This window comes from Bacillus sp. 95MFCvi2.1, assembly GCF_000374965.1.
In the GTDB taxonomy this organism is placed as follows: Bacteria; Bacillota; Bacilli; order Bacillales; family Bacillaceae_G; genus Bacillus_A; species Bacillus_A pseudomycoides.
In genome coordinates, this window is record NZ_KB895707.1 from 16,195 (window position 1) to 29,785 (window position 13,591).

Here is a 13,591-nt window from a genome sequence, read left to right on the forward strand (position 1 = left end):
TATGTTACATTTATCATATCATTCGAATCTTATTTTTAAGCAAAGAAAACCTTAAATTTTCCTTAAAAATCCCATAACTTACAATAAAATGTTATGATATTCGATGAAAATAGGGGGCGATTCAGATTGTATAATGCAAATGTTTTACTTGTTGATGATGAAACGGCAATTTTACAACTATTAACTACTATTCTACAAAAAGAAGGATTTTCTCATATTACAACTGCTACATCTGCAGAAGAAGCTTTACAATTCGTAGAACAAAATCGTTATGACTTAATGATTTTAGATGTCATGCTTCCCGGGCAATCTGGTTTTGACATTTGTCCAATTATTCGTCAAAAAACAGATTGTCCAATTTTCTTCCTAACAGCAAAATCATCTGATTTAGATAAAGTATCTGGCTTCTTATACGGGGCAGACGACTATATTACAAAACCATTCAATCCACTGGAAGTCGTCGCTCGTATGAAAGCTCAACTTCGAAGACATATGAAACAAACTACACAACCTATGAAAGAGACACACTTTCTTTCATTTGGGAGATTTCAGGTCGATAAACATGCAGCTGAATTACAAGTAGATGGGAAAATTGTGGAATGTTCAGCTCAGCTCTTTCAACTACTACTCTTTTTCTGTGAACATCCTAATTACGTATTCTCAAAAGAAGAAATATACGAAAAAGTATGGGGGGCTCCTGCCTATAATGGGGATGACAACACAGTTATGGTTCATATTCGAAAACTACGTGAAAAAATTGAGCTTGACCCAAGTAACCCTCAATACATAAAAACTGTTCGCGGACTTGGTTATAAATTCATCGCAAAGTAGGTACCAACTATGAATTTAAGTAGAAGGATTATTATACAATTTATTATACAACATATTTTCGTCTTGTTTACTTTACTCATTGCAGTCATCGTCGCTTTCGTCTACCTGGGGCATCTTTTTAGTACGACCCTTTATGAACCAAATGTTCCAGAGTTTGATAACTTTACTATGTCTCAGCATGTTTCTTCAGAAAACGGACGTATTACATTAAGTTCTGAGGTAAAGGAAATGATTGAGGAGAAAAATGATTGGCTTCAAATTGTCGATAAAAATGGAAAGGTACTCTATGACTTCAATACTCCTGAAGATGTTCCTGGTTCTTATACAAAAACAACATTAGTTGCTTATTTGCAGCATCATATACAAAGCCCTTACAAATTTACGTATTGGGACATTGAAGTTAAAGAGAAGACAGCAATTGTGATTTATGGTGGAAAGCTAAAGAGTAATACTTTACTGCAAGAGTTAAAACAAGAACACGGTTCACCATTATCAGCTGAATTTTCTTTAACAGAAAAAGAAAAGAAACAGCTTACCGCAGAAGGTGCTACGCTGCAAATATTTAACGCACAAGGAGAAGAGATTTTTGCTTATCCTAAAACAAAAAGAAACTCCTTTTCAGCCATTCAAGCTGTACTTTCTGAAAAAGAGCCTTGGAATCACAAAGAAAATATCTCGAGTTTATATAATCCAGAGGACCAAACCTTATTTACCATAACAGTAAAAAATGATCATTACTATCCATCTGATATGAATGAAGATTTATTAACAAAAAAAATATTCATAGGATTTGGAGTTATTATTCTAATCGCTTTTGTCTACTTAGTTATTCTTTCTATTTGGTACGGAAGAAAATTTGGTAAACCATTATTACACACAATGCGTTGGCTCAAAAATATAGCTAGTGGAAAATATGAAGAACCGGTAAGTAAAAAAGGAAGAACAGTTCGCTTCCGGCGCTCAGGTAAAGAAAAATGGTCATTCAGACTGTTTAAAGATGTAACAAATGCTCTAGAGCACCTTTCTATTACACTCAAAAAAAATGAGTCCATACGACAAGTTATTCAACAAACACGTGAGGAATGGATTACTGGCCTCACTCATGATTTAAAAACACCACTCAGTTCCATTTATGGGTATTCTCTATTACTAGAATCGAAACAATATAACTGGGATGATAACGACATTCAACAATTCGGTCGTGTTATACGAGAAAAATCTCAATATATGACAACATTAATTGATGATCTAAGCTTAACTTACCAATTAAAAAACAACGCGATTCCCTCTCAGCACGTTAAAGTTGAGATTAATCAATTTGTCCAAAAAGTCTTGTTACAATTTATTAATAACCCGACACTTCAAAATCAAAACATAGAATTTGTTCCTAGTTCCAATGCAATTTATTACTCTATTGAAGAAAAATGGTTCCAACGTATCATTGAGAATTTATTAGCAAATGCAGTAAAGCATAATAATGAAACAACAAATGTTATTGTAAAACTTGGACAGAATAAACAATCTTTTACACTTTCTATTTCTGATAATGGAAAAGGAATGGATGAGCAAACGAAAGAGCTTTTATTTGAACGATATTACCGCGGTACAAATACTGAAGAAAACAACGCAGGAACAGGCCTTGGCTTAGCGATTACAAAACAACTTGTTCTTGCACATAACGGTACGATTTCCATTGAAAGTGAAATTGAAAAAGGAACAACCATTACGATGGTGTTCCCATTCTCACCTAATAGCAAAAAAGAGTCCTAATATAAAGTGAAACTCTAATCAGCGGGGATAAACTCCCCCCGCTGATTCAAGTTTCACTTTAGTTATCATTTGCTCCAATTCTAATGGTTGAAATGTATATGGTTGTACATCATATCCGATGTTGTAAGTAAAAGACAGGTAACAATTTTGATATTAGGAAAGTACTACTATAGTTAATAGGAAATCCGTATATAGTAGTCCATCAATAATACGTGGTACTACATTTCATGAACAGCCCCTACTTCCATACCGTCGTCACTTTTCATAATCGTTGGACACAGCGCCCGAAGCTGAGCTATCGTTTAAACAACTTCTTTAATATGATTAATCTTAGCCTTAATACGAGAAAAAGTTTCCTAGAATCTAGGAAACTTTTTCTCTTCTTATTGTTGTTTCTTCTGCACCGGCAACCAAATCTCAACTTGCGCAAACTCGCTCTTATCCTCATGACAACGTTCATCGTATAATTCAAACTCTGTAACTCCAGCATGTTCATACCCTGAGTGCGGGAACCATTCTGTGAAAACTGCATTCCACGTTTGTTGAATGGAAGATACCATATCTTTATGCGGTACTTTAGGCGTTGTAAATACAGCGTAAGTTGCTTCTGGGAACGTGCGCTGCGCTAGTTCAGTCGGCACCCCGTCAAAACTTGTTACTTCCATTCCAATAATATACGTGAAATCCCCTGTTTCTAAATTAAAATCCGTGCACATTCCAAGCTCTACATATTGATCTGTATGTTTACGGTTTGTAATGTTACTCGCAAGATTGTTTTGTAGATAACGGTCCCAAAATGCCGGAATATCTTTAAGGTTTTTCCCTTCTTTACTAGACGTCTTCATCTCATATCCAGCCACATGAAAAGCTGGTTTTTTTTCAATACGAAATTCCATTTGTATTCCCCCTAAATATGGATTGAACTTCCGCTGCTTCACATTTGCTTTATAATACATCGGTGTCTTAATTCCTTGCCTTCGGTAGCTACTTGGCGTCATCTGAAACAACTTTTTAAAGGCTCGAATGAACGTTTCATGAGATTGAAAGCCATGTTCTAATGCGATATCAAGAATTTTTTCTTCCGTATGAGAAAGCCGATAAGCTGCCCGGGCTAGCCTCCTCCTACGAACATACTCCATGACAGTATCGCCTACTAGCGCTTGGAATACGCGATGAAAATGATACTCCGAGAACCCTGCAATACGAGCCAAATTACTTAATGTTTGCTTCTCCATTACATCTTCTTCAATATAATCAATTGCTTTTTGAATTTGTGTTTCATAGCTTTCCATCTCTGTTCACCCGCCTTATGTATTATCATAAAAGAGAAGACAATTCTTTTCTTGACGTTTTTTGCTTTTATTTTACAGAAATTTGTAACTTTTTCATATTACATTCGTTGTTATAAGTGAAAGGAGGGAGATAATTGAAAAAACATGGTGTGAAAGTGTACGGTATTGTCATTACTGGCCCATCGAAAGAATTAGTAAAATTACAAAATTCTCCTCATGTTCGCGACGCTACTCTTGGAGATATTGAGTTTTGGAATTGGTTTAAGCATCCAAGTGGTTCTCGTCACTAAAGTGAAAACAACCATTCGAAGTTGAATGGTTGTTTTATTATTACATCACTCAAAAGTAACATCGATATGAATAACTTCCGACCGGCTCCCAAGTCTAAGCGGCGGACCCCAAAATCCGAATCCAGAAGAAACAATCGCATGAAATGTTTCCTTTTGTAAGTATCCCCAGTCCAGTTCATACATTCTTCTAGTAATAAGATGATTCGGTGCCATTTGTCCTCTATGCGTATGGCCTGATAATAATAAATCAACGCCAGATTCCGCTGCCTGTTTTAATTCAAATGGCTGATGATCCATCGCTATAACGGGAAGCGATTTATCTACGGTGCTCATTAACTCTTCGAAACTTTGACGATCTCGCTCCGTTTTATCTCTTCTTCCAACGAGATAAAAACTATCTTCAATTTTGATTACTTCATCTAACATGATATGAATATCGATTTTCTTCATTTCTTGCAAAAATTCTGGAATGGCTCTTCCGTAATATTCATGATTTCCGAGTACTCCATACACACCAAGAGACGCCTGCATTTGTTTCATAATTTGTCCCATGTTCTTTTTTATAAATTCTCCTGGATGATCGTCAATGATATCACCAGGTAGTAAAATGATGTCCGGCTCCATTTCATTTACACGGTGGACTAATCTTTTTAAATGTGAAACACCTGATAACTTGCCGAAATGCATATCGGAAGCCATCGCAATGCGAAGTGCTTTCCGCCCTTTCGCTTCTTTTGGTATATGAATTTCATACTTTCGAACAATCGGACTATACGCATTAAATGTTCCATAACCGAATATGAAAAGAAACATAATAAGGGTAACAATTCCTGTCCAAATAATAGCTGTATCTCTCGGCACCGCTACCAGTTGTAAGATAAATACTGCTATATCAGCTAGCGGCAGCAAAATAAGTGCATATTGCATTACCGCAAACCAATAGGAACCAATTGTCCTTAAGAACGGAAGGAATTTGAAAATCTGGACGATTACATACGCATATGAGAATAATGCAACTAACAAAGCATAATATTCCCAAGATTGCCAACCAAAACTTGTTTGAAGCCAAACCCATCCGTTCCATCCGATGTAGATCATCAGTAATGTATATAGAATCAAAATAGTAACTATATTAAAATATCGACGAATTTTCACAGCGTGCCTCCTTTTCTCTTTCTTTTATTATAACTCGATAGCTATTCAAACTATAAATATTACGTATCATGAACGACTAACAATTCCCTATCATTTCATAAAATGAAGCTTTAATTAGTTGGGATTTTCTTCCTCTCCCCCTAACCTCTTTGCTTTTGCTGAATGTTGTAGTACGTACTACCCAAAAAAGTTTGCTCATTTTAGGATACGTTTTGTTGAGCAGGGACAGGGACATTTTCTTTTATTGAAAAGTTTTAATATCTTCTGCTATATTTAAAAAGAAACTAAAGGAAGTGCTACTTGATGAAACAGGCTCTAGTAATCATTGACATGCAAGAAATTTTCTTTAATTATCCTCAAAACTATTTATTTAACAATGAGCAATTAGTTACAAATATAAACGAACTAATTAAGCAAGCTCATGAAAAAAATGTACAAGTTATCTTTATTCAACATACGAGTCAAAACGAACAAGACGAACTTTTTGAAGGAAAAGATGACTGGAAACTTCATAAAAATTTATTCGTATCCCCTACCGATAAAATTATCCAAAAATCAAAATGGGATTCATTCTATCAAACTGAACTCTTAGATTACTTAAAGACCAATGAAATAGAACAACTTATTTTTGCAGGAGCACAGACGGAATTTTGTCTCGACACAACGATTAGAGCTGCCTTTAGTTTAGGGTATCAAAAAAATCTACTTTTCAAAGAAACACATAGTACAATAGATGGTGCTATTTTAGATGCGGGTGATATTATTAATCATCATCAATCGATTTGGAATAACAGATTCCTAACTGTCATTGATGGTAAAATAAAATTATAAATATAGAATTCTATTATAAAAATAAAACGAACCATCCTTATTTACGGACGGTTCGTTTTATTTTCCCTAACAGGTATCCATGTTTTATGCTTGCACTGCCTTTTCCCTTAACGCTCTTCTAAGTAGTTTACCAGTCGTATTCTTCGGCAACTCCTCCAAAAACTCGATACTCTTTGGCACCTTATATTTTGCAAGATGTAAAGAACAGTAATGCGTTAACTCCTCTTCTGTTACCGCACCATTCTTCAGAACAACATAGGCGCGCACTGCTTCTCCTAAGTTTTCATCTGGAACACCAATCGCAACAACTTCCGCAACCGCTTCATGTTGATATAGTACTTCTTCTACTTCACGAGGATATACGTTATAACCGCCTACAAGGACAATATCTTTTTTACGATCAACAATATAAAAGTAACCTTCATCATCCATTCTTGCTAAGTCCCCTGTATACAGCCATCCATCACGAAGCACTGCCGCTGTGTCTTCTGGTGCATTATAATATCCTTTCATCACGTTTGGACCACGAACAATTAATTCACCTACTTCGCCTACAGAAACTTCTTCCCCAAGCTCATTCACAATTTTATTTTCCACATGCCAAATATTTGTTCCAATCGAACCTGGTTTACGCGGACGATCTAATGGATTAAAGCAAGTAACTGGTGAAGCCTCTGATAATCCATATCCCTCTGAAACAATAACATTAAAGCGATTTTCAAAGTTTTTCAGGAGAGCAACAGGCATAGAAGCCCCGCCAGAAATACATAGACGAAGTGTCTGAACATCGTCTGCGCTTGCTTCCTCATATAAATATAAATAATTGTACATTGTCGGTACACCGGCAAATATTGTCGGTTCATACATACGACAAATACGAAATACTTCTTTCGGACTAAACTTTGGTAGCATTAAAATCGTTGCACCGTTAACAATTGGGGCATTGACTGCAACGGTTAAACAAAACACATGGAACATTGGAAGCGCAGCAACAACGCGATCATCCGCAGTATATTGCAAATACGATGCTACATCGCTAGCATTACTATATAAATTTTTATGTGTAAGCATAGCGCCTTTTGGCTTTCCAGTTGTTCCTGACGTATACAAAATAACAGCTACGTCTTCTTCATTTAGCTCAGGACCTTCATAAGATAGGTCACCGGTTCCTATAAGACTAGTAAACGTTTTCATTTTTTCGGTTTCTGTATGATTGAAATCTGCTGAGGTTTCACATATGATGATATGTTCAAGAGAAGGAAGTCTTGTTGTAAGAGATTGTATAACAGGTAGAAGAACGTCGAGTGTGATGATTGTTTTTACATCTCCATTTTGTAAAATATAATGCATTTCGTCTGCTGTATAAATTGGATTAATTGGAACGACAGTTGCTCCAGCTTTCATTGTTCCATATAAACCAATTAAAAAATGTGGTGAATTACCAACAACTAATGCAACATTGTCCCCTTTTCCAATGCCCATTTTTGCTAAATTACTAGAAAACTGTGTGACCATTTTATTTAATTGGTCATATGAGACCGACTGATCCATAAATATATACGCCGGTTTCTCTCCTTTCTGTTTTGCTGTTTCAGCTAAAGATTGAACGAGATTCACACAAACCCCACCTTTATAAAATTTAGAAAATTTAAAAATTCTAAATACATTATATTAAAAGAAAATTAAACTAGCAAGTAACATTTAATTAACTGCATATAAATGAGCATTCATTCATTTTTTAATTAGAGACTCTATTTCTTGTTTTTATGCACTTTTTTGCAACAAAATAAAAAACAGTCATACGGACAATATGACTGTTTTTACGAGTTAAAAGAATAACGCTAAGAAATCTTCTTTTGTTATATTACCAAAGTAGCGTTTTACATCTACATCTTCTAAAGCCGCGGCAAAAGCTTCTTTATCAAACTGTACTCCTGTTAAACACTCTTCAATATCATGAACATCTTCCACGCCGAAGAAATCACCGTATACTTTACATTCAGTTACTGTTCCTTTTGTTACCTCTAGGCGAACATCAACTTGTCCAACTGGGAAACGGTGTGAATGTTGTAAGTTGAACTTAGGAGACTTTCCGTAGTTCCAATCCCAATTACGGTAGCGCTCTTCAGAAATTTTATAGATTTCTTTCCAATCTTCTTCTGTTAATTCATACGTTGGAATTTCTGTTTCTCCTTCAAAAATCGTCGCTAGAAGAAGCTGTTTAAATTCTTCCGTTGTCATTTTTTCATTTAAAAATTCCGTAATGTTCGCTACGCGGCTACGAATTGATTTAATCCCTTTTGATTGAATCTTATCCATTTTTACTTTGAGTGCAGATACAACGTGATCGATTTCAGAATCAAATAGTAATGTACCGTGACTAAACATACGACCTTTCGTTGAAAACTGCGCATTACCTGAAATTTTTCTACCTTCAGCTAAAATGTCATTACGACCGCTAAGCTCTGCATTTACACCTAATTTTCCAAGCGCTTTCGTAACAGGCTCTGTGAACTTTTTAAAGTTATGAAAACTATCCCCATCATCTTTCGTAATAAAGCTGAAGTTTAAGTTCCCTAAATCATGATATACAGCGCCTCCGCCAGACAAGCGCCTTACGACATGAATACCTTTTTCTTTTACATAATCAGCATTAATTTCTTCTACTGTGTTTTGATTTTTTCCAATGATAATAGAAGGTTCGTTAATGTAGAACAAAAGGTATGTTTCGTTAATATCTAAATTTTTCACGCAGTATTCTTCAATCGCTAAGTTAATTGTTGGATCTGTAATTCCTTTATTATCAATAAATAACATCATATCTCACCTCATGAATTCCAAACATAACCGCTATGCGCAAGCGTAATGCGGCCGTCAAAAATTTGTTTTGCTTCTTCTACTAAATCAGATATGTTTCCTGTGTGCGGCAGATGCGTTAACAGTAATTCCTTTACATTTGCATTCTTTGCAATATCCGCTACTTCTGTACTATTCATATGCCCTGCTTTTGCAGCTTCCTGATGTGCATACATATTACACTCACAAATAAATAAATCTGCATCTTTTGTAAATGGAATAAATTCAGGAATGTAGCTAGAATCAGCACTATATACAATAACTTTATCTCCCACCGTAATACGCATCGCATAGCATATAACAGGATGCACCGTCTTTAAAAATGAAATAGAGAACGGCCCAATCTGTAATGTTTCTTCCGGATTGTACACAATCCCTTTCGTGTGTGGTGCATGTGTTAAGGAAGAGAATCCTTGCACATCAAATCCATGTCCATAAATCGGTAGTTCTGGTAATTGCCCTTTTGCCATGCTTGTAATTAATCTTGCATATTGCAATACCCCAATATCCGCAACATGATCGTGATGATAATGTGACAACAGAACCGCATCTATATCAGATGGTGTTATATATTTTTGAATCTGTGCTAGTACACCACTACCACAGTCAACAAGTAAACGAAAACCATCGTGTTCAAACAAATACCCCGACGTTGCTTCTCCCACTTCTGGAAAGCCGCCCCAAAAGCCAACAACAGTCATTTTCATATGTATCCATCCTTTCTAAACCACTAGAAATGCAGTATTCTTCCTCTAATGAGAAAGATTTTTACTTACACTCTACATTGTTAACTATAATCCATTTCCTAAACTTTTTCATTATTTTTCACTTTGTTATAAAACAGTTGTTGACATTTCATTTTTGTACTAATACAATGATACTAAGAAATGGAAATGGAGGGATTTACATGATCGATCAACCGATGGAATTTTTCAGAAATTTACCAACAAAAACGTGTGCGCACTGCGGGAAGGAAATTGATGAGCAACACGAAGCATATCATAATAAATGTGACGATTGCGTTCACGAAGAATAATAGTTTGTAAACATAAGAAAAACCTAGCAGACATTGTCTACTAGGCTAGTAACATCGTATTTTTCATCGTTGAACCTTTCACCAAGAGCTCCAGTTCAAACTCATACAATTCTTTTTTACGATAATTTTTCGTATGGATTTTATCCATCATTAAATCAACAACTTTATGAGCCATTTCATCAATTGGCTGTTCAATCGTTGTAATACCCGGTTCTGTAATCTGTGATAAAATTTGATTATCAAAGCCAACTACAGCTAAATCATCAGGAATGCTCCAGCCATGGCGTTTCGCTTCTGCGATAATTCCAGCTGCGACTTCATCGCCTCCTGCCAAAATAGCGGTAGGATTTTTTTTGTCCTTTAATACTTCATGGAATATTCTTTTTCCATCTTCCCAAGAGAAAGCGTTTTCAAGAAAGTCAATCGCTTCTACTTCTTTGCTCTTTTCAGTGATTGCACGTAAAAAGCCCATTTTTCGCTGTTGGCTCACTACTTTTGTTTCATTTCCACGGCAAAAAATAAGGTTGCGATAATCTTGTTCTAGCACATGTTTCGCAGCTATGTATGCCCCTTGCGCATGATCAAATTTAACCGTTGGAATATTTGCTTCTTCAATGTATTCATTACATAACACGATTGGACCGTGTTGTAAATATGGCTCCACGTTCTCCCATGGATTCTCAAGTGAACATAAGATAATACCATCAACTTGTTTTGTTGATAACAGTTGTAAGTATTCCATCTCTTTTTCTGGTAAATATCTTGTTTGACAAATAATCAGTTTATATTTATGTTCGGAAGCAGCAATTTCAATTGCTTCAATAAATCTACTGAAAAAAGGATTTGTAATTCTTGGAACAAGAACTGCAATTGTTTCTGTTTTCTGTTTACGAAGTCTTCTTGCTGCAGAATTAGGAACGAATCCTAAATGCTTCATCGCCAATTGAACTCTCTTTTTCTTCTCATCTGATACATACGGATGGTTGTTAATCACCCGAGAAACCGTTGTTCTTGATAACCCCGCTAATTTCGCCACGTCCTCGATCGTTGACACGAAATTCTCCCCCTTTGTATGAAAACGTTTTCTTAAGTAGATTATATAGTATATTATTGGAAACCGCAATACAGGCTCGCATGATTTTACTATATTAATATTATACATAGGGAAAAGTCTGTATTTGCAGGAAGATTTGACTCATATTTAGAACTTCACAATAAGGATATTTATTACATATGAAGGATGATATTTCATGAATCGAACAGATCGTTTACTTTCTATTCTCATTGAATTACAGAGAAAGCAAATCGTCACAGCTAACAGTTTAGCTGAAAAATTTGAAATATGTAAAAGAACAATATACAGAGATATGCAAGCACTCAGTGAATCAGGTGTCCCAATCTTTTCAATGCCTGGACAAGGTTATTCTTTAATGGATGGTTATTTCTTGCCGCCCATTCAATTCAAACCAGAAGAGGCAGTAACTCTTCTATTAGGAAGTGATTATGTCGAACAAAATCTCGACTCAGCTTTTTCTACACATGCAAAATCTGCTAAAGAAAAATTAGAAGCAATCCTCCCTTCTGAACAGCAAAAGAAGGTCAAGGAGTTAAGAGGAACTTTTCGTTTCCTCTCCGGTACTTTCTCTCATCAAACATTTGCTCAAGAACAACTAGAGAAACAACTTCTTCTATTACAAGAATCTATTCTGGAACAACAATGTGTTTCTTTTTCTTATCGTAAACCGAATCAAAGTGAACAAAATAAACGTACGGTAAATCCTTATGGTTTAGTCAATATTTCAGGGATTTGGTATATTGTTGCCCATTGTCTACTTCGGCAACAAATACGTCATTTCCGTTTGGATCGCATGGACAACTTACAGCAAGAGCAAACGTTCTTTACTAAACCGGAGAACTTTTATTTACCAGACTATCAACCTGAAAATAATCGAACCATTATCATTCATTTATTATTTCCATCCCATATTGCACACAAAATTATTGAGTCTCGCTACTTTTTTATAGATTCCTATGAACAAAAAGATGATGGCTTTCATGTGCTTCTAACATCAAGAAGTATAGATGAAGTATTTCCATGGGTATTGAGCTGGGGAAGCCAAGTAAAAGTGCTAGAACCGACTATTCTTTCTGAGAAACTTCGAGAAGAAGCAAAGAAAATGCTACAAATGTAATTTTTCCTTTCACTGCTGACATAATGGTGTCAACATCACTCGTTTATAGTGATCCTTAAGAACTACATTTTATAAAAGAAAAGGAGCTAACCCTATGAATCCAAATGCCATTTTAGAGAAATTTGAAAGTGTAACAATGTATTACATAAAAGAATTAGAGAAATACTCCCTTGAACAATTGAGAAGAAAACCTTCCGAAGACGAATGGTCTCTTGGACAAATGTATAATCACTTACTTACAGCTTCAAATATGCAATTAGATGCCATTGCAAAGTGTACAACTGATTCTGCAACTATAGATGGTAAGAAAACAGAAATGGGTGAAAAAGTATATGCAATGGGTGCTTTCCCTCCAGTACAAATAAAAATACCTGATCGCCCTGGATACACGCCTGAAAATCCTACAGATAAAGAGGAAATTAAACAAGCATTGTTACAGATCATTGAGAAAATGAAAGGGATTGAGCCACAACTCCCTTCAATTCTAGCCAATTATAAAGTGGCACATCCAGGACTTGGGTACTTAAATGCTGTAGAGTGGTTTCAATTGATTTATATGCATTTCTCTCACCACCTTCATCAGAAGGAAAGGCTGGAGCAGCATATTATTCTAAAATAAGTGATACTTTATGACTAGAGATATAGTTGCTTATTAATTTAAAAGAACTCCTGGTGAATAAGAAAAAGGATTCCCTATATTTTAGGAATCCTCTTTTTGATCTAGAACAGAAGTAAACTAGTACACTTACTTAAAGATTATTTTCAAATTAATTTAACCTGATTTATCCCGCATTAACAGACAGTACCAATCCTTTTAGGCTAAGTCCTCAGTTACTAACATAGAACGGTTTTGAAGGCCTTTGGAACGCAGACTATACCCGACTACTTTTTTCTTGTATTGTTTGATTACATCAACGTGATCGTCGTAACTGTACACAGAAAAACGAACATCGGTTTTTCCTTTTTTCGTATTAATAACTACTGGAGTCCCACTGCTCTGTGGCGGAAAATAATATTTCTCTAAAAATATCGCTTCATTAAATTGATCAATAATTTGAATTTTATCTTTACCTTCTAATTGCTTTCCTTCGATGGTTACAGTGACAGCCGCATCACTAAGTTTTGGATGCAATTCAAATTTGCTGGAAAGCGACTTCACAACAGAGCTTGGAAGGCACGTCACTATTATTTTAAGACCACCGAGAATAATTAACATAACTATAAAATATGTCGTCATATTGTATCATCTCCATTACGTTCTAAATTAATATGATTACATTATTAATATTACCATAGTGTAAATGGTTATTTTTTGTACATTATGTGAAACTTGGTAAA

General features: G+C 35.4%; 13 protein-coding genes and 1 pseudogene. 7 read left to right on the top strand and 7 right to left on the bottom strand.

Annotated elements, in window-relative coordinates:
- The first annotated feature begins 126 nt into the window (after positions 1-126).
- Both C568_RS0121160 and C568_RS0121165 read left to right on the top strand, forming a co-directional pair.
- Positions 127-831, top strand: coding sequence for a response regulator transcription factor (locus C568_RS0121160; RefSeq protein WP_006093894.1), 705 nt, complete (start codon positions 127-129; stop codon positions 829-831).
- A gap of 9 nt (positions 832-840) precedes the next feature.
- Entirely contained in the window at positions 841-2,601 is a 1,761-nt protein-coding gene (locus C568_RS0121165) for a sensor histidine kinase (protein ID WP_018782650.1), read from the top strand.
- Between the two features lie 383 nt (positions 2,602-2,984).
- On the opposite strand, the gene C568_RS0121170 is transcribed toward C568_RS0121165, so the two are convergent.
- The gene (locus C568_RS0121170) at positions 2,985-3,893 is read right to left on the bottom strand and encodes an AraC family transcriptional regulator (RefSeq protein WP_006093890.1); all 909 of its coding nucleotides are present in this window, start codon (positions 3,891-3,893) and stop codon (positions 2,985-2,987) included.
- A 134-nt stretch (positions 3,894-4,027) separates the two neighbouring features.
- Here C568_RS0121170 and C568_RS0121175 point away from each other — a divergent pair.
- Positions 4,028-4,183 (top strand): annotated as a pseudogene (locus C568_RS0121175) (anti sigma factor C-terminal domain-containing protein); the annotation flags it as partial.
- A gap of 45 nt (positions 4,184-4,228) precedes the next feature.
- Here the strand turns inward: C568_RS0121175 and C568_RS0121180 are convergent.
- Entirely contained in the window at positions 4,229-5,338 is a 1,110-nt protein-coding gene (locus C568_RS0121180; RefSeq protein WP_018782652.1) for a metallophosphoesterase, read from the bottom strand.
- 303 nt (positions 5,339-5,641) lie between these two features.
- On the opposite strand from C568_RS0121180, the gene C568_RS0121185 reads away from it, so the two are divergent.
- On the top strand, positions 5,642-6,169 hold the full coding sequence (locus C568_RS0121185) for an isochorismatase family protein (protein WP_018782653.1): 528 nt from the start codon (positions 5,642-5,644) through the stop codon (positions 6,167-6,169).
- 84 nt (positions 6,170-6,253) lie between these two features.
- Here the strand turns inward: C568_RS0121185 and C568_RS0121190 are convergent, their stop codons facing one another.
- The 3 genes from C568_RS0121190 to C568_RS0121200 form a co-directional block, all read right to left on the bottom strand.
- A complete protein-coding gene (locus tag C568_RS0121190) occupies positions 6,254-7,786 on the bottom strand; it encodes a fatty acid--CoA ligase family protein (RefSeq protein ID WP_018782654.1) in 1,533 nt (510 codons plus the stop codon).
- A gap of 210 nt (positions 7,787-7,996) precedes the next feature.
- Entirely contained in the window at positions 7,997-8,986 is a 990-nt protein-coding gene (locus C568_RS0121195; protein ID WP_029427577.1) for a lipoate--protein ligase, read from the bottom strand.
- A gap of 11 nt (positions 8,987-8,997) precedes the next feature.
- Positions 8,998-9,732, bottom strand: a complete 735-nt coding sequence (locus tag C568_RS0121200; RefSeq protein WP_006093885.1) for an MBL fold metallo-hydrolase — start codon at positions 9,730-9,732, stop codon at positions 8,998-9,000.
- Between the two features lie 200 nt (positions 9,733-9,932).
- On the opposite strand from C568_RS0121200, the gene yhfH reads away from it, so the two are divergent.
- On the top strand, positions 9,933-10,061 hold the full coding sequence (gene yhfH, locus C568_RS33395) for a protein YhfH (RefSeq protein WP_000567010.1): 129 nt from the start codon (positions 9,933-9,935) through the stop codon (positions 10,059-10,061).
- Positions 10,062-10,101: 40 nt separating this feature from the next.
- On the opposite strand, the gene C568_RS0121210 is transcribed toward yhfH, so the two are convergent.
- Complete coding sequence (locus C568_RS0121210; protein ID WP_016113707.1) at positions 10,102-11,115, bottom strand: LacI family DNA-binding transcriptional regulator; 1,014 nt, start codon at positions 11,113-11,115, stop codon at positions 10,102-10,104.
- 196 nt (positions 11,116-11,311) lie between these two features.
- On the opposite strand from C568_RS0121210, the gene C568_RS0121215 reads away from it, so the two are divergent.
- Both C568_RS0121215 and C568_RS0121220 read left to right on the top strand, forming a co-directional pair.
- Entirely contained in the window at positions 11,312-12,253 is a 942-nt protein-coding gene (locus C568_RS0121215; RefSeq protein WP_018782655.1) for a helix-turn-helix transcriptional regulator, read from the top strand.
- A 94-nt stretch (positions 12,254-12,347) separates the two neighbouring features.
- Entirely contained in the window at positions 12,348-12,872 is a 525-nt protein-coding gene (locus C568_RS0121220; RefSeq protein WP_003195824.1) for a DinB family protein, read from the top strand.
- Positions 12,873-13,067: 195 nt separating this feature from the next.
- Here C568_RS0121220 and C568_RS0121225 read toward each other — a convergent pair whose 3' ends face one another.
- Complete coding sequence (locus C568_RS0121225; RefSeq protein ID WP_018782656.1) at positions 13,068-13,490, bottom strand: YfmQ family protein; 423 nt, start codon at positions 13,488-13,490, stop codon at positions 13,068-13,070.
- Positions 13,491-13,591: the final 101 nt, after the last annotated feature.

Excerpts from the sequence above, each read along its gene's own strand:
- C568_RS0121200 (WP_006093885.1), bottom strand. The coding sequence starts at position 9,732 with ATGAAAATGACTGTTGTTGGCTTTTGGGGCGGCTTTCCAGAAGTGGGA.
- C568_RS0121225 (WP_018782656.1), bottom strand. The coding sequence starts at position 13,490 with ATGACGACATATTTTATAGTTATGTTAATTATTCTCGGTGGTCTTAAA.
- C568_RS0121195 (WP_029427577.1), bottom strand. The coding sequence starts at position 8,986 with ATGTTATTTATTGATAATAAAGGAATTACAGATCCAACAATTAACTTA.
- C568_RS0121165 (WP_018782650.1), top strand. The coding sequence starts at position 841 with ATGAATTTAAGTAGAAGGATTATTATACAATTTATTATACAACATATT.
- C568_RS0121185 (WP_018782653.1), top strand. The coding sequence starts at position 5,642 with ATGAAACAGGCTCTAGTAATCATTGACATGCAAGAAATTTTCTTTAAT.
- yhfH (WP_000567010.1), top strand. The coding sequence starts at position 9,933 with ATGATCGATCAACCGATGGAATTTTTCAGAAATTTACCAACAAAAACG.
- C568_RS0121220 (WP_003195824.1), top strand. The coding sequence starts at position 12,348 with ATGAATCCAAATGCCATTTTAGAGAAATTTGAAAGTGTAACAATGTAT.
- C568_RS0121170 (WP_006093890.1), bottom strand. The coding sequence starts at position 3,893 with ATGGAAAGCTATGAAACACAAATTCAAAAAGCAATTGATTATATTGAA.
- C568_RS0121215 (WP_018782655.1), top strand. The coding sequence starts at position 11,312 with ATGAATCGAACAGATCGTTTACTTTCTATTCTCATTGAATTACAGAGA.